Annotated in this window: 18 protein-coding genes; 11 read left to right on the top strand and 7 right to left on the bottom strand. The window is 57.3% G+C overall.

All coding sequences use genetic code 11. The features are described 5' to 3' along the window. Positions 1 to 2: 2 nt before the first annotated feature. Complete coding sequence (locus tag Z947_RS0107040) at positions 3 to 185, bottom strand: hypothetical protein (RefSeq protein WP_025043604.1); 183 nt, start codon at positions 183 to 185, stop codon at positions 3 to 5. Positions 186 to 345: 160 nt separating this feature from the next. Then, positions 346 to 849 (bottom strand): alkylphosphonate utilization protein, encoded by a 504-nt coding sequence (locus Z947_RS0107035; RefSeq protein ID WP_025043603.1) that lies wholly within the window; start codon positions 847 to 849, stop codon positions 346 to 348. A gap of 240 nt (positions 850 to 1,089) precedes the next feature. Here Z947_RS0107035 and Z947_RS21465 point away from each other — a divergent pair, with 240 nt between their 5' ends. Further along, on the top strand, positions 1,090 to 2,370 hold the full coding sequence (locus tag Z947_RS21465) for a DUF4214 domain-containing protein (RefSeq protein WP_025043602.1): 1,281 nt from the start codon (positions 1,090 to 1,092) through the stop codon (positions 2,368 to 2,370). A gap of 235 nt (positions 2,371 to 2,605) precedes the next feature. Here the strand turns inward: Z947_RS21465 and lepA are convergent, their stop codons facing one another. From lepA to Z947_RS0107000, 5 genes are all read right to left on the bottom strand, one after another. Next, entirely contained in the window at positions 2,606 to 4,405 is a 1,800-nt protein-coding gene (gene lepA / locus Z947_RS0107025; protein WP_025043601.1) for a translation elongation factor 4, read from the bottom strand. Positions 4,406 to 4,681: 276 nt separating this feature from the next. Further along, positions 4,682 to 5,830, bottom strand: coding sequence for a lytic murein transglycosylase (locus Z947_RS0107015; RefSeq protein ID WP_025043600.1), 1,149 nt, complete (start codon positions 5,828 to 5,830; stop codon positions 4,682 to 4,684). 103 nt (positions 5,831 to 5,933) lie between these two features. Beyond that, positions 5,934 to 6,989, bottom strand: coding sequence for a YeeE/YedE family protein (locus Z947_RS0107010; protein WP_025043599.1), 1,056 nt, complete (start codon positions 6,987 to 6,989; stop codon positions 5,934 to 5,936). Positions 6,990 to 7,031: 42 nt separating this feature from the next. Continuing rightward, positions 7,032 to 7,367 carry an ArsR/SmtB family transcription factor gene (locus Z947_RS0107005; protein WP_025043598.1) on the bottom strand — a complete coding sequence of 112 codons (336 nt, stop codon included), beginning with the start codon at positions 7,365 to 7,367 and terminating at the stop codon, positions 7,032 to 7,034. 60 nt (positions 7,368 to 7,427) lie between these two features. Further along, positions 7,428 to 7,796: a thioredoxin domain-containing protein gene (locus Z947_RS0107000; RefSeq protein WP_025043597.1), complete on the bottom strand. Its 369-nt coding sequence runs from the start codon at positions 7,794 to 7,796 to the stop codon at positions 7,428 to 7,430. Positions 7,797 to 7,866: 70 nt separating this feature from the next. Between Z947_RS0107000 and Z947_RS0106995 the strand changes: the two genes are divergently transcribed. The 10 genes from Z947_RS0106995 (at position 7,867) to Z947_RS0106950 (ending at position 16,298) form a co-directional block, all read left to right on the top strand. Beyond that, the gene (locus tag Z947_RS0106995) at positions 7,867 to 8,607 is read left to right on the top strand and encodes a cytochrome c biogenesis CcdA family protein (protein ID WP_025043596.1); all 741 of its coding nucleotides are present in this window, start codon (positions 7,867 to 7,869) and stop codon (positions 8,605 to 8,607) included. Between the two features lie 11 nt (positions 8,608 to 8,618). Then, a complete protein-coding gene (locus Z947_RS0106990) occupies positions 8,619 to 9,179 on the top strand; it encodes a thioredoxin family protein (protein ID WP_025043595.1) in 561 nt (186 codons plus the stop codon). Between the two features lie 118 nt (positions 9,180 to 9,297). Next, positions 9,298 to 9,774, top strand: coding sequence for a sulfur oxidation c-type cytochrome SoxX (gene soxX / locus Z947_RS0106985; RefSeq protein ID WP_025043594.1), 477 nt, complete (start codon positions 9,298 to 9,300; stop codon positions 9,772 to 9,774). A gap of 32 nt (positions 9,775 to 9,806) precedes the next feature. Beyond that, entirely contained in the window at positions 9,807 to 10,223 is a 417-nt protein-coding gene (gene soxY, locus Z947_RS0106980; protein ID WP_025043593.1) for a thiosulfate oxidation carrier protein SoxY, read from the top strand. A 23-nt stretch (positions 10,224 to 10,246) separates the two neighbouring features. After that, on the top strand, positions 10,247 to 10,576 hold the full coding sequence (soxZ, locus tag Z947_RS0106975) for a thiosulfate oxidation carrier complex protein SoxZ (protein WP_025043592.1): 330 nt from the start codon (positions 10,247 to 10,249) through the stop codon (positions 10,574 to 10,576). Between the two features lie 24 nt (positions 10,577 to 10,600). Then, positions 10,601 to 11,446, top strand: a complete 846-nt coding sequence (gene soxA, locus Z947_RS0106970) for a sulfur oxidation c-type cytochrome SoxA (protein WP_025043591.1) — start codon at positions 10,601 to 10,603, stop codon at positions 11,444 to 11,446. Positions 11,447 to 11,540: 94 nt separating this feature from the next. After that, positions 11,541 to 13,244: a thiosulfohydrolase SoxB gene (soxB, locus tag Z947_RS0106965; protein ID WP_025043590.1), complete on the top strand. Its 1,704-nt coding sequence runs from the start codon at positions 11,541 to 11,543 to the stop codon at positions 13,242 to 13,244. A 27-nt stretch (positions 13,245 to 13,271) separates the two neighbouring features. Then, positions 13,272 to 14,555, top strand: coding sequence for a sulfite dehydrogenase (soxC, locus tag Z947_RS0106960; RefSeq protein ID WP_025043589.1), 1,284 nt, complete (start codon positions 13,272 to 13,274; stop codon positions 14,553 to 14,555). Then, positions 14,539 to 15,591 (top strand): c-type cytochrome, encoded by a 1,053-nt coding sequence (locus Z947_RS0106955; protein ID WP_025043588.1) that lies wholly within the window; start codon positions 14,539 to 14,541, stop codon positions 15,589 to 15,591. Before soxC ends, Z947_RS0106955 begins: the two co-directional genes overlap by 17 nt. Next, the gene (locus Z947_RS0106950) at positions 15,588 to 16,298 is read left to right on the top strand and encodes a c-type cytochrome (protein ID WP_025043587.1); all 711 of its coding nucleotides are present in this window, start codon (positions 15,588 to 15,590) and stop codon (positions 16,296 to 16,298) included. The genes Z947_RS0106955 and Z947_RS0106950 overlap by 4 nt, the downstream gene beginning before the upstream one ends. The last annotated feature ends 16 nt before the right edge of the window (positions 16,299 to 16,314 follow it).

Here is a 16,314-nt window from a genome sequence, read left to right as displayed (position 1 = left end):
GCTCAGGACCCCGTAAGCTTGCGCGCAACCAGATAGGACACCGGCACCGCCAGAACCGCACCTGCGGCGGCGGTGGCAAGGATAGGTGTCAGGGAAACATATCCCGCCGATAAAACGGCGATGACCCCTGCCCCCGCCATAGCGGAGGCAATGATGGAATAGAGCATAGAAGCAAGACGAAACATGGTTTGTCCTTTCGGTTTGATGCGAGTCGCGAAAGGAATAGCAAACGGCCAAACAGACGGCGTTGATTTGGGTCAAGCCGCCCTTAAACCGGTATAAGGTATGGCCGGTCTGAAAATCCGGGGTTAAGCACGTGGTCCGGCAGCAGTCTTGCGCCGCAGGTCAGCCGCGCTTTTTCACGAACTCGGTCAGGATCACGATCCGCTGGCCCTCGACTCGGCCCTCGATATGATCGGCGTTGTCCGCCACCAGCGAAATTCTGTGCACAGCCGTGCCGCGCTTTGCGGTGAACCCTGCGCCTTTAACATTCAGGTCCTTGATCAGCACAACCGTATCACCAGCAGCAAGCGCCACGCCGTTGCTATCCTTATGCGCCGTTTCTTGCGCCACATTATCGGCCCAGGCTTGTGTTTCTTCATCAAGATAAAGCTGGTCGGACAAATCACGGGCCCAACTTGTATCAAGCCGCTTGAGCGTGCGCGCCGCAAGGACCTGCACCGCCGCATCCTCTGTCCACATCGTTGACGCAATCGCACGGAAATGGTCGGGTGGCGTTTCAGGATCAGCGCAAGCCTCGCAAATGTTTACGAAAACATCAGCAGGGCCACCAGCAACCGGCGTTGCAACAAGCGGGACATCAGCGGTGGTACAAAGGGGGCAAGTCATAAGCAGGGTTTAGGCCCTGAAATGACGGTGCGCAACGGTTTATGATCAAGTAAGCGCAACACCGGAAAACCACATTGCATCGCTTTTTTCCATGGCGAGGACCCTGTAAGGAGGACCCTAACCGAGAGGATTTCAGCGCGATTGCAGGACTTTACCCGCCATTGCAAAAAATGCGCCCTATTCCTACCTAATAATAAACATATTCGCGTGCTGTAAGCTTGCGAAACAAGGAAATGCCCTATGCCAACCTATGATCTTACCGAAAACGACGACAGCTTTGCCGCGAGCAACGGCGACGACCTCATCCGTGGATTGGGCGGGAACGACATGATCGATGCCAGGTTTGGCAATGATACAGTCAGGGGCGGTGCGGGCGATGACACGATCTATGGGCGCGATCAGAATGACCTTATCTACGGTGACGCAGGCAATGATTCACTGATTGGTGGTCTGGGCACGGATACGATGTTTGGCGGCGACGGTAACGACCTTTTGGCTGGCAGCCAGGGGGACGATGAAATCCATGCCGGCAATGGCGACGATCTGGTGTTTCTGGGTGTACTGGAAGGGTCCGACCGGATTTTCATGGATGCGGGCAACGACATTCTGGACGGGGCGGCGGCAGATTCAGCCTTTTACGCCGAGGGCGGCACAGGCGACGACGAATTGCGCAGCGGGCGTGCCGATGACACGCTGGATGGCGGCGCGGACGACGATTGGGCGATGTTCACCAGCGGCATGGAAAGCTATACGCTGACCCTGCAACGCGGCGACCTTTCCATCACAGACCGCAGCGCCGGCGGGACGGGCACCGATACGTTGCGCAGCATTGAAAATCTGGAATTTGCAACCGGCGGAGAGGATACTCCGAACGAGGTTTTCGATCTGGATACATTCGGAGGCATGGCAAACCTGAGCGCGGATCAGGTCGAAAGCTTTGTCGAGTTCTACATCGCATATTTCAACCGTGCGCCGGATGCGGTGGGCCTGAACTTTTGGGGCACAGCCTTTGCCAACGACACATCGCTGGCCGAAATGGCAAGCCTTTTCATTGATCAGGACGAAACCCGCGCGACCTACCCCGCCTCCATGAGCAATGCCGATTTCGCAACAACCGTTTACAACAATGTGTTGGGCCGCGTGGCGGATCAGGACGGGTATGATTTCTGGGTCGGCGTTCTTGATGACGGCTCGGTCGGGCGCGACCAGTTCATCCGCGAAATCCTTGCCGGTGTACGCGCAGACCCGCCGCAGGGCGCATCCGCTGCTTTCATCGCACAGCAAAGAGCGGACGAGGATTATCTGGAAGCCAAGGTCGACATCGGTGCATATTACGCGATCCACAAGGGGTTGTCAGACGTCAGCGATGCCTCCGCTGCGATGGCGCTGTTCGACGGCAGCGCGGCAAGCCTGAACCGCGCTGTAGATGCGATTGACGACTACCACCAAGACGCGCTGAGCGCGGATGGCGGATTCTTGTTGCCGCTGATTGGTGTGCTGGATGATCCGTTTTCGGGGTAGGGTTTGGGTTCCGTCACTGCGGCAGAATTTTCTATTTTTCCACCGCTTGTAAGTGAAATGGCCGGAGAGGTAATCAAAGCAATCTCGAAAAATTTTTGGAGAAATGGTGTGAGACATTCTTCCAAGCAATGCGCGATTTTGTAACGGCCCACTCCAACGATAGGGAGTGGGGCCGCGCCTCGCTCCGCGAGACTCTCACCCCACCGTCTTTCATCCGCGCTGAAATGATCGGCTTTTAGCCGTCCATTTTCAGTGCGCTGATGAAAGCTTCCTGCGGGATATCCACTTTACCGAACTGGCGCATTTTCTTCTTACCGGCCTTCTGCTTTTCAAGCAGCTTCTTCTTACGCGTGGCGTCACCACCGTAACATTTGGCCGTCACGTCCTTGCGCATCGCGCTCAGGGTCTCGCGGGCAATCACCTTCCCGCCAATCGCCGCTTGGATCGGAATTTTGAACATGTGGCGGGGGATCAGGTCTTTCAGTTTTTCGACCATCGCACGGCCGCGCGCCTCGGCACGGTCGCGGTGGACCATGGTTGACAGGGCGTCGACCGGTTCATCGTTTACAAGGATCGACATTTTGACCAGCTGGTCGGTGCGGTATCCGATCATCGCATAGTCAAAAGACGCGTAGCCCTTGGTCACGGATTTCAGGCGATCGTAGAAATCAAATACCACTTCGTTCAGCGGCAGGTCATAGACGACCATGGCGCGGGTACCGGCATAGGTCAGATCTTCCTGAATGCCGCGGCGGTCCTGACAAAGTTTCAGCACATCGCCCAGATATTCGTCCGGCACAAGGATCGTCGCCTTAATGCGCGGTTCTTCGATGTGATCCACAAACGTCAGGTCAGGCATGTCTGCGGGGTTGTGCAGCTGATCAACCGTGCCGTCCTTCATGTGGATGTCATAGATGACCGAAGGTGCGGTGGTGATCAGATCGATGTTGTATTCACGTTCGATCCGGTCGCGAATGACCTCAAGGTGCAACAGGCCAAGGAAACCGCAGCGAAAACCAAAGCCCAGCGCAGCGGATGTTTCCATTTCGAAACTGAACGACGCATCGTTCAGCGCCAGCTTTTCAATGCTGTCGCGCAGGTCTTCAAAATCGGCGGCATCGACGGGGAACAATCCACAGAACACAACCGGCTGGGCGGGCTTAAAGCCCGGCAGCGCCTCTGTCGTGCCCTTTTTCTCATGGGTGATCGTGTCACCGACGCGGGTGTCACGCACCTGTTTGATCGAAGCGGTCAGAAACCCGATCTCGCCGGGGCCGAGTTCGTCAATCTCTGTCATCGCGGGGCGGAACACGCCGATGCGGTCCACGTGATGGGTGGAGTTGTTGGACAGCATACGAATGCGTTCGCCCTTTTTCAGCACGCCATCCATGATGCGCACCAGAACAATCACGCCGAGATAGCTGTCGTACCATGAATCCACCAGCATCGCTTTTAGCGGCGCGTCGCGGGTGCCTTTGGGCGCGGGCAGATGTTCAACGATGGCTTCCAGTGTTTCCGCGATGCCGATGCCGGTTTTGGCGGACACCCGGATCGCACCCGAAGCATCAATGCCAATGACATCTTCGATCTGTTCGGCAACACGATCACAATCAGCCGCCGGCAGGTCGATCTTGTTCAACACCGGTACAATCTCGTGGTCTGCATCAATCGCGTGATACACATTTGCCAGCGTCTGCGCCTCGACACCTTGGGTACTGTCCACAACCAACAACGACCCTTCGACCGCACGCATGGAGCGGGAGACCTCATAGGCGAAATCAACGTGACCGGGGGTGTCGATCAGGTTGAGGACATATTCCTCACCGTTGTTCGCCTTGTAGTTGATCCGCACGGTCTGCGCTTTGATCGTGATACCGCGCTCGCGCTCGATATCCATGCTGTCAAGCATCTGCTCTTTCATGTCGCGATCGGCCACGGTGTGCGTGGACTGGATCAAGCGATCAGCCAGAGTGGATTTACCGTGGTCAATGTGCGCCACGATGGAAAAATTGCGGATGTGTGAAAGTGGTGTCATGTATGGGGATATGTAGGGGTTTTGGGGGTTGGTCAAGGTGGTTGATACCCCACATTGCCAAAGTGGTTTACCAGAACCGAAAAAGCCCGATTTTCAACGGCGAGCAGCACGGTTTTGTACCGTCCTATCTGTTCCATCAAGCGACCTTTCAGGCGCAGACTTGCGGGCATTTTTCACGCCTGTGTTAGGCAGGGACTAGCCCGGCAGGCAGCCCCCCGCCTGTGATAAGGCGCGACAGATCTATAGCGCCCCGCGAAACGGTGAACGCCTGCTCCTCTACCCCAAGGAACGCAGCAATGCGATTGACGGATCACCCGTGGGCTGCTGTCCAATGCTGCTTTGATAGGCGCTGATCGCCTTGCGGCTGTTAGGACCAATCACACCGTCCGATCCCTGCGTATCAAAACCACGTGCTGTCAGACGCTGTTGCAGGCGCACGCGGTCGTCTTTGGTCAGCCCGTATTTATCGGGCGGAAAGCTGGCGCGGATCGGGCCGCCGCCTGCGATACGGTCCGCCAAATGGCCCACGCCAATCGCGTAACTATCTGAATTATTATACCGTTTGATCACGTTGAAGTTGCTGGTCACAGCAAAGGTTGGGCCGCCGGCCTGTGGCTGCAAGCTGCGCCCCTGCGGTGCGCCATTGCCGATTTCACCGCCCCACTTGCGCCCTTTGGTCCAGCCGTTACGCGCCAGATAGGCGGCAGTGGAAGCCAGCGAATCCTCGGGGTTTTCCGACCAGATGTCGCGCCGCCCGTCCCCGTTGAAATCAACCGCGAAGGCTTGGTAAGAGGTGGGAATGAACTGTGTGTGCCCCATGGCACCGGCCCATGACCCCTTTAGCGTGGCAGGGGAAGTATCGCCGGATTGCAGGATTTTCAGCGCTGCAATCAGCTGTTTTTCGAAGAAGGCACCGCGCCGCCCGTCAAAGGCCAGTGTCGAGGTGGAGGAAATGACCGGCACATCGCCGCGCCGTTCCCCGTAAAAACTTTCGAGCCCCCAGATTGCCGTGACGATCTCTGCGGCGACCCCATAACGCGCCTCGACAGCAGCAAGCGTTGTGCGGTGGCGGGCAAAGGCCGCGCGCCCTTTGGACACCCGTTCGTCGGATGCGGCAATGGCCAGATAATCCTCTAGCGTGCGGGAAAATTCTGTTTGGTTGCGGTCACGTTTTACCACACCGGGCAAATAGCCCGTGCCGCGAAACGCTGCCGACAAGGTGCCTGATGAAATGCCCTGCCCCAAAGCGCGGGCGCGGAAATTGGCGACCCATGTTTCATAGGCCGCATTGGGCACCGGGCGCAGGTCGGCGGGCAAACCGCCAGAAGGTGCGCCGCTACGCGGACCTAGGGTGCCGCCTGTCGCACAAGCGCTCAGGCCGAATGCGCCAAGGCCAAGGAGGGTCGATCTGCGGGATAGGGTCATCTGCTCTGTTCCGATGTTGTTTTTCCAAAACACTAACGGATGAAAAACCTCGCGGGAAGCAGGGTTTCGCCAGTGAAACAAGGATCGGCGGAATTCCCGCAGCTCAGACCGACGGGGCAAAGCCCAGGATGAGCTGGCGCAACCCGATCGCGGCACCCGCCATTATACTTAGCAGAGTCACAGGCGCGCTGAAGGACAGCACCGAAAATGCCGACAGGCCTTGCCCGACGCTGCATCCGACGGCAACGACCGCCCCCATGCCCATCAATACCGCGCCAAGGATCTGCCGGCGCAATTCGCGCGGATCATCGCAGGCTTCCCAGCGGAAATGTCCCTTGATCAGACTGCCCAACAAGGCCCCCGCCAAAACTCCCATCACCGAACCTGTGCCAAAACCGATGGTGTTGCCATAAGACGTCATCGCATAAAGCATCGTTTCCCCGATGGGGGCGGAAAACGTGTGGCTGACCACCGCAGTTGCATCAAACCCTTTGGTCGCGATCCACTGCGTGCCCGCCCATCCCGAAACAACCGCAAGACCCGCGATGCCCCCCCAGAAGATATGGCCGAAAGACTGGCGCAAGCCACGGTGCAACAGGGTGAGCGCGATAATTGCAACGCCGATGATGATCCCGATGGTATTCACAGACCCACCGCTAAGGGCCGCGATACTATGGGCGAATGTCGGCATGTTTTGTGCGGGTTCCGCCGCACCAAACAGCCAGATCCGCAGGCCCGCCAAGGGGCCGCCCAGGGTGATATAGGCCGAAAGCCCCATGACCAGCACGATTAAAAGCGAGCGCAAATCACCGCCGCCGATCCGCGCCAATGCGCCGTATCCACAGTTGCCCGCAAGGGCCATGCCGTAGCCAAAAACCAGACCCCCGATAACGCTTTCTGCGGGGTTCCACGCACGTGACAGATACAGGGTTTGGTTCAGGTCAAGCAGACCAAGCGCGGCTAGACTGAAAGTTCCGGCCACCGCCACACCAATTGCAATACCCCACATCCGCAACCGCAGGGTATTTTCGCCATAATACAGATCTTCGATTGCGCCCAAGGTGCAAAACCGCCCCATGCGCGCTGCAAGACCCAACAGGATGCCACCGAACAATCCGACAAGCGCAACAAGCACGGGCTCTGACAGGGCTTCACCCATCGGGCTGTCCCGTCACACGGGGCTCATGCGTGTTGCGCGGTGTCATTTGTCACGGCAAAACAGGTCATAGACGACTTCCATGATCTGTTTGGGCCGGTCGTCGGTCAGACTGTAATAGATCGTCTTGCCCTCGCGGCGCGGCGTCACCAACCCCTCAAGCCGCAAGCGCGACAATTGCTGGGACACGGCCGCTTGGCGGGCGGACAACAGACTTTCCAGTTCGGTGACCGATTTCTCACCGGATGCAAGGTGGCACAGGATCATCAGACGCCCCTCATGGCTGATCGCCTTAAGGAAATTGGATGCTTCCATGGCATTTTGCGCCATTTTATCCATGTCGTCGGCACACATGTTTACGTCAAATACCGGCAGGCCCATCAACTTCTCTCTTCTTGTCGTACTTACTTGCGGCCCATCATCGGCCTGTGTCATCCGGTCTTACCCGGTTATATCTCTTCTGGCATCCGCCAGCATCTTCTCGAAGATACCCCAAAAGAAATCCTCGCCCGGATACCCCTCAAGGCGCGACACTTCTTTGCCGTCCACCATCAGTACAAACGTGGGCGTGAAAACCAGTTTACGCGAGAAAGCCAGATCATCGGGAAGGGGTGCGTGAATATCCATGCGACGCAGCGGTGCCGCCTTTCCCGCATCGGTCTTGGGGTAAATATCCGCGATTTCCTCGTTCCAGCGCGCACACCACATGCAGCCGTCTTCCTCGACCATAATCAAACGGGTATCGGCCACCGCAGAGAATGCAGAGGCAACAAGGAGCAGGGCACCCATCAGGAACAACCGAAAAGACATGCGAAATTGACCTTTGTTAGTCAGATAACGTAATATGAATATATGAATTAGACAAGAGCGGGACAATCACATGCTAGAGATCACCTTTGCTGGTGCTGCATTCGCGGGCATTCTGTCATTTCTGTCGCCCTGCATTCTGCCCATCGTGCCGTTTTACCTGAGCTATCTGGCGGGGATCGGCATGAACCAGATTACCGCAAACGCAAAGATTGATGCGGCGACACGCAACCGCGCGGTGCTGGCTGCCTGCTTCTTTGCCGCCGGTGTGATCACCATCTTTATGGGGCTCGGTGCGGCGGCCACCCTGTTCGGACAGGTGGTGCGCGAATATTTCGACATCCTGCGCTGGATCGCTGCGGCGATCATCATCGCGATGGGTCTGCATTTCCTCGGCGTGATCCGCATCGGCATTCTGTACCGCCAGTTGCGGGCCGATGGCGGCGATACCTCTAACGTCAGCCTGCTGGGGGCCTATGTGATCGGCCTTGCCTTTGCCTTTGGCTGGACGCCTTGCGTGGGTCCGGTACTGGCCGCCATCCTGTTTACGGCAGCGGGGGCAGATACCGCATCCACCGGCGCGTGGCTGCTTTTTGTCTACGGGCTGGGCATGACCGCGCCTTTCATCATGGCCGCCTTTTTCATCGGACCATTTATGCGCTGGATGACCCGCTTTCGCCGTCACCTTCGCACCATCGAGAAAATCATGGGCGGCATGCTGATCGTCTTTGGCTTGCTGATCGCCACCAATTCAATGAACTATATCGCACAATGGATGCTGGCCGTCGGGCCGGACATCGGCGTGCTGCGCTAGGAGAACACCAGATGAGACTATTGATTGCCGCCTGCGTCACCTTCGTTATGACTGCCGCAGCCTTTGCCGCTGAACTGGGCGACGATGGCCTGCACAAGGCCCCGTGGATGCGCGACACCTTCAAAGACCTTGCCGAGGATCTGGCAGAGGCAAACGACGAGGGCAAACGCCTGATGGTGATGATCGAACAGCGTGGCTGTATCTATTGCCAGAAGATGCACGAAGAAGTGTTTGTCGTTCCCGAAATCGCAGCCTTTATCGAAGAAAACTACTTTGTTGTTCAGATCAACATGTTCGGCGATGTCGAGGTGACTGATTTTGACGGTACCGCCCTGCCCGAAAAGGAAATGGTCAAGAAATGGGGGGCGCTGTTCACCCCGATGATTCTGTTTTTCCCCGAAGAGGTCGGCCCGGATGCGTCCGCAACACAGGCAGCCGTGGCCACAATGCCGGGGGCATTCGGACGCCATACGACCTTTAACATGCTCAACTGGATTGTCGAAAAAGGATATGACGGCGAGGAAACTTTCCAGAAATATCATGCACGTAAGTTCGCCGAGCAAAGCAACTAGGGCAGACCGGAACGCGCCCCTCCCGACGGCCCAAATAATTCAAGTAGTTGAATTTGTTGTTGCGTCTTCACAATTCTGTGCGCTACGGTGGCTGAAATAGATACGTTTGGGAGGACGCATGAGGATTTCTGTCATTTCAGTCGCCGCGATGGGGCTTATGGCTTCCGTGGCCTTCGCCGAAGAGGTGCTGCCCACTGCCGTCAGCTTTAACGATGATGGCGCGGTTGAGCAGTCCTTGTCTGGTACGGCCGGTGATGCCGCCAACGGGCGCAAAATTGTTGGCGATAAAAAACAGGGCAACTGTGTGGCCTGTCATCAGGTCAGCGATCTTGCCGACGTTCCGTTTCAGGGCGAGATTGGCCCGATGCTGGATGGCGCAGGCGAGCGTTGGTCCGAAGCCGAACTGCGCGGGATCGTGGCAAATGCCAAGATCATGTTCGAGGACAGCATGATGCCTTCATTCTACAAAACCGAAGGCTTCATTCGTCCCGGCAACGCCTATACCGGCAAAGCGGCGGATGACACATTCGGCCCGCTGCTCAGTGCACAGCAAATCGAAGATGTTGTGGCCTATCTGGTCACCCTCAAAGAATAGACAAACCTCTCAAGGGTTTAAGGAGTAGAGCTATGGAACTCACAAGACGTAATGCGATTGCGATGGGCGCCGGTACGCTGTTGATCGCCGGTCTGCCTGTGCGGGTCTCTGCCGCAGGCGAAGACGCAATTGCCGCTTTCACCGGTGGTGCCGAAGTGGGCACAGGTGACATCAAACTGACCGCACCTGAAATCGCCGAGAACGGCAACACCGTGCCAATCGAAGTATCTTCCGGTTCGGCGACAGAGATTCTGGTGCTGGCAATGGGTAACCCGACCCCCGGTGTCGCGAACTTCAAGTTCGGCAAACTGGCCGCCTCGCGCTTTGCATCCACCCGCATCCGGCTGGCCGGCACGCAAGACGTCGTGGCCATTGCCAAACTGGAAGACGGATCATTCGTTCAGGCCTCCAGCACGGTGAAAGTCACAATCGGCGGCTGCGGCGGCTAAATCAGATACGAAGGAGAAATATCATGGCATCTGGTGTAAAACCCCGCGTAAAAGTACCGAAAAAAGCAGCGGCAGGTGACGCGATCACCATCAAGACGCTGATCAGCCACAAGATGGAATCCGGTCAGCGCAAGGACAGCGACGGCAACGCAATCCCCCGCTCGATCATCAACCGCTTCACCTGTGATTTTAACGGCGAAAATGTCGTTGATGTAACGATGGAACCGGCAATCTCGACCAACCCCTACTTCGAATTCGAAGCATTGGTGCCCGAGGCCGGCGAATTCAAGTTCACGTGGTACGACGACGACGGCTCGGTCTATGAAGAAACAAAATCAATCGCGATCGGCTGAATGAATATTCTTGGGAGGGAAACCATGCGGAAATTGACAGGCGCCTTTATGGCGACGCTGATGGCGACAACTGTGGCATCGGCCGACCCCGTTGATGACAATCTGATACTGAACGAAGAAACCGAAATCGTGACCCGCACTGCGGCACCGGCACATCTGTCGGATGCACTGGACGAGGTTATGTCAGGCTGGTTGTTCCGCGGCACCGAGACCCGTGCGATGCAAGCTGACGACTTCGACAATCCGGGCATGATTTTTGTCGAACAGGCGCAGGAAGCATGGGAGACCGCAGAAGGGTCCGAGGGCAAATCCTGCGCGTCCTGTCATAACGACATGGACAGTATGGCAGGTGTCAAGGCGACCTACCCCAAGTGGAACGAGGCCGCCGGTGAAGTGCGTACCTTGCAGATGCAGGTCAACGATTGCCGCGAGAACCGCATGGGTGCCGAAGCGTGGAAATACGACAAGGCCGACGCCATCAACATGGAAGCGGCACTGGCATCCGTGTCACGCGGGTTGCCGGTGAATGTGGCCATCGACGGTCCGGCACAATCCACATGGGAACTGGGTAAAGAGCTTTATTATACCCGTACCGGCCAGCTGGAATTGTCTTGTGCCAATTGCCACGAAGACAACTATGGCATGATGATCCGCGCGGACCACTTGAGCCAGGGCCAGATCAACGGCTTTCCGGTGTATCGTTTGAAAAACACCAAGCTGAACGGTGCCCATTCGCGTTTCAAAGGCTGTATTCGCGACACACGCGCGGAAACCTACAGCCCCGGCAGTGCGGAATTCATCGCGCTTGAGCTTTATGTCGCCTCCCGCGGCAATGGCTTGAGCGTCGAAGGTCCGTCGATCCGTAACTAATCAAATTGCCCCGCCCGAGGTATCGTTGCGGGGCTTTTTTCGCCCTTAACTAATTCACAAATGCGCATATGTATGTGACATCAGGAGCCCCGCCATGATTTCTCGCCGTGACTTTTTGCAAACCAGTATGGCCGCCGCCGCTCTTTATGGCGGGTCCGGCTTTGGCAACTGGGCACGGCTGGCCGCTCAGCAATCCTTGACGCAGGACAAGCTGCTAGAGTTCGACACTTTCGGCAATGTGTCCCTGATCCACGTCACCGACATTCATGCGCAGATGAAACCAATCTATTTCCGCGAACCTTCGGTCAACATCGGCGTGGGTGGCAACAAAGGCGCGGTGCCCCATGTTACCGGCGCGGATTTCCGCAAGCTGTACGGCATCGACGACGGCAGCCCTTCGGCCTATGCGCTGACGCATGATGATTTCGCGTCGCTTGCCAAAGGCTATGGCAAGGTTGGCGGGCTTGACCGCGTATCCACAGTGATCAACTCAATCCGCGCGGATCGCCCCGATGCGTTGCTGCTGGACGGTGGCGACACGTGGCACGGCAGCTATACCTGCTATCACACGCAAGGGCAGGATATGGTCAACGTGATGAACGCGTTGAAACCGGATGCGATGACCTTCCACTGGGAATTCACGCTCGGCTCTGATCGCGTTGCCGAGATTGTCGAGGGCCTGCCCTTTGCCGCTCTTGGCCAGAACATTTTTGACGCGGAATGGGATGAACCCGCCGAATTGTTCCCGCCTTACAAGTTCTTTGAACGGGGCGGCGTCAAGATTGCTGTCATCGGTCAGGCCTTTCCCTATATGCCCATCGCCAATCCGGGCTGGATGTTCCCGGAATACTCATTCGGTATCCGGGACGAACGGATGCAGGAGATGGTGAATGAGGTGCGCGCCGCCGGTGCGGAGCTGGTCGTTTGCCTGTCACACAACGGGTTTGACGTGGACAAACAGATGGCGGGCAAGGTCACGGGCATTGACGTGATCTTGTCGGGCCATACCCATGACGCCCTGCCCGAACCGGTACTGGTCGGGGATACGATCATCGTTGCCTCAGGCTCCAACGGGAAATTTGTCAGCCGCGTCGATCTGGACGTGCGCGAAGGGCGGATGCTGGGCTTCCGTCACAAACTAATCCCGATTTTCTCGGATGTTATTGCGCCGGATGCCGAGGTTACGAAAGTCATCGACGCCCAGCGCGCCCCGTTTGAGACCACCCTGTCCGAAGTAATTGGCCAGACCGCTGACGACCAGCTGCTTTACCGCCGTGGCAACTTTAACGGCACTTGGGATGACCTGATCTGTGACGCGCTGATTTCAGAACGCGAGGCTGACATCGCGCTCTCCCCCGGTGTGCGCTGGGGGCCGTCAATCCTGCCCGGTCAGGACATCACCCGCGAGGACATCTGGAACGTGACTTCAATGAGTTACGGTGAGGCATATCGCACTGAAATGACAGGCGAATTCCTACATGTAGTATTGGAAGATGTGGCGGATAACCTGTTCAACCCCGATCCTTATTATCAACAGGGCGGTGATATGGTGCGTGTTGGCGGCCTTGGCTACCGCATTGATGTGACCAAGCCGCAAGGCGAGCGGATCACCGAAATGACCCTGCTGAAAACCGGCGAAACGATCGACCCCGCAAAGACCTATCAGGTCGCGGGATGGGCCTCTGTCAACGAAGGCACCGAAGGCCCCGCCATCTGGGATGTGGTCGAGGCGCATATCGCCAAACAGGGGGTGGTTTCCCTTGATCCAAACAACAGCGTGAAAGTGGTCGGCATCTGAGCCACCAAACGACAGGAGGTATCTGGCATGTCAGATAACAACACAGGAAACGGGACATCGCGGCGCGCGTTTTTGCGAGGGGCCGCAGCGGCAGGGGCCGGCGCATTGGGTGCAACCGCAGCCAAAGCGCAATCCCCAGATCCGTTGATCACCGAACTACAGCCTTGGGCGCAGGGGTTCGGCGAGGGCGTTGACGCCACCCCTTACGGTCTGCCGATCGAATTCGAGGGGGATGTCATCCGCCGCAATGTGGAGTGGTTGACCGCAGATACCGTGAGCTCGATCAACTTCACCCCGATCCACGCGCTGGACGGCACGATCACCCCGCAAGGCTGTGCTTTCGAGCGTCACCACTCCGGTGCAATCGAGCTGCGCAAGGAAGATTACCGGCTGATGTTGAACGGTCTGGTCGACACGCCTTTGGTCTTTTCCTACGCTGATCTGGAACGTTTCCCACGCGAAAACCACGTCTATTTCTGCGAATGCGCCGCAAACACCGGCATGGAATGGGCCGGTGCCCAGCTGAACGGAGCCCAGTTCACCCACGGCATGATCCACAACATGGAATACACCGGCGTGCCCCTGCGCACCCTGCTGGAGGAAGCGGGGTTGGATACGGCTGGCGATCTCAGTGACAAATGGGTCTACGTTGAAGGGGCCGATGCCTCCTCCAACGGGCGTTCCATCCCGATGGAAAAGGCGCTGGATGACTGCCTGATCGCGTTCAAGGCGAACGGCGAGGCCCTGCGTAAGGAACACGGATACCCTGTGCGTCTTGTTGTGCCCGGTTGGGAAGGCAACATGTGGGTTAAATGGATCCGCCGGATCGAGGTCACGGATGGCCCCATCGAAAGCCGCGAAGAAACCAGCAAGTATACGGATGTTCTGGAAAATGGCATTGCGCGCAAATGGACCTGGGCGATGGATGCAAAATCCGTCGTCACCAGCCCCAGCCCGCAAGCGCCGATCACCCATGGCAAGGGGCCGCTGGTCATCACCGGTCTGGCGTGGTCGGGACGCGGGGCGATTACCCGCGTCGATGTCTCCAAAGATGGTGGCATGACATGGGAAACCGCACGGCTCGCCAAACCTGGTGAGAAAATGGCACTGACCCGCTTTTACCTCGACACCGATTGGGACGGCAACGAAATGATGCTGCAAAGCCGCGCGATGGATGACACCGGATATATCCAACCGACCAAGACGCAACTGCGCGAGGTGCGCGGGTTGAATTCGATCTATCACAACAATTGCATCCAGACGTGGTTGGTGCGCAGCAATGGCGAGGCGGAAAATGTCGAAGTTTCTTAAATCAACGGCCTTGCTGGCTGCCCTGTCGCTTACGGCCACCCCTGTTCTGGCGGAGAAATTCGGCCTTGGCCGCGCCGCCCTGCCCGAAGAAATTGCAGCATGGGACGGTGACATCGGCCCGGACGGCACGGGCCTGCCCGTCGGCTCCGGCGATGCGCTGATCGGCGAGGAAATCTTTGCCAGCCAATGCGCCGCCTGCCACGGTGATTTTGCCGAAGGGATCGACAACTGGCCCAAACTGGCCGGTGGTGCGGATACGCTGGATCACGAGGACCCGCTGAAAACCGTCGGCTCCTACTGGCCCTATCTGTCGACCGCGTTTGATTACATCAAACGGTCCATGCCTTACGGCAATGCCGGCACGCTTAGCGACGATGATGTTTATGCGATTGTCGCCTATATCCTCTATTCGAACGATCTGATCGAAGATGATTTTGTCCTCTCCAACGAGACATTCTTTGATGTCGAGATGCCCAATGCCGACGGCTTCATCCTCGATAATCGTGCGGAAACGGAATACAACATCTGGCGCGGCGAACCTTGCATGGAAAACTGCAAGACCGATGTGACGGTCACCATGCGTGCGATGGTTCTGGATGTAACGCCCGAAGAAACGGGCGATGATGCACCGGCCCCAGACACCAAAGTCGAGGCGGCAAAAGTTGAAGAAGCCAAAGCCGAGGAAGCCCCGGCACCTGTAGTGGCCGCTTTTGACGCCGATCTGGCTGCCAAGGGTGAAAAAGTGTTCAGGAAATGCAAATCCTGCCACCAGCTGGGCGAAGGGGCGAAAAACCGTTCCGGTCCAATTCTGACGGGCATTATAGACAATCCGGCAGCCGCGGTTGACGGGTTCAAGTATTCAAAGGCGCTGAAGTCCGCAGCCGAAGGGGGTTTGATCTGGAATGAAACCGAGCTGGCTGCCTTTCTGGCCAAGCCCAAGGCTTATTTAAAAGGCACCAAGATGTCGTTTGCCGGGCTGCGAAAAGAAGCCGATCAAGCGGCGGTGATTGAATACCTCAAGTCCTTCGAAGAATGACCGGAGGGAAGGCCATTTGCGGCGTCTTGGCCCTTGCCGCTGTGTTTGCTGCAGGGCTCGCCAGCGCCAATGAGTTGGGCGATCCAGATAAGGGCGCTGAGGTTTTCAAGAAGTGCAAGTCCTGCCATCAGATTGGTGAGGGGGCCAAGAACCGCGTTGGCCCGCAATTGAACGGCATTTTCGGGCGCCCCGCTGGGTCGCTCGACGGTGCGAAATATTCCAAAAGCATGTTGCGGGCTGGCGATGACGGGTTGATCTGGACCGAAGAAACGCTGGATGCCTATATCGAAAACCCGAAAGCGCTGATTTCCAAAACCCGAATGAGTTTTCGCGGTATTTCCGACATCAAAGAACGCTCTCATCTGCTGGCCTATCTGCGCGTCTTTTCGGATGATCCCGCAAATATCCCCGAGGCGGAACCGACCGCGACCGCCACAGATCATGATCTGGACCCCGCGATCCTCGCCCTGAAGGGCGATCCGGAGTATGGTGAATATCTGGCCAGCGAATGCCTGACCTGCCATCAAATCAGCGGAAACAGCGACGGTATTCCCGCGATTACCGGCTGGCCCACAGAAGATTTTGTTGTCGCCATGCATGCCTACAAGCGCAAACTCAGACCCCACCCTGTTATGCAAATGATGGCGGGGCGTTTGTCTGATGAAGAGATCGCAGCGATCGCTGCGTATTTTAAGGACCTCGAATAGGGGCCGTTTTCTGGGA

The sequence above is a fragment of the Sulfitobacter geojensis genome, assembly GCF_000622325.1.
Lineage (GTDB): Bacteria > Pseudomonadota > Alphaproteobacteria > Rhodobacterales > Rhodobacteraceae > Sulfitobacter > Sulfitobacter geojensis.
The sequence above is the reverse complement of the archived record's forward strand: the minus strand, read 5'-3'. Positions and strand labels throughout refer to the sequence as shown.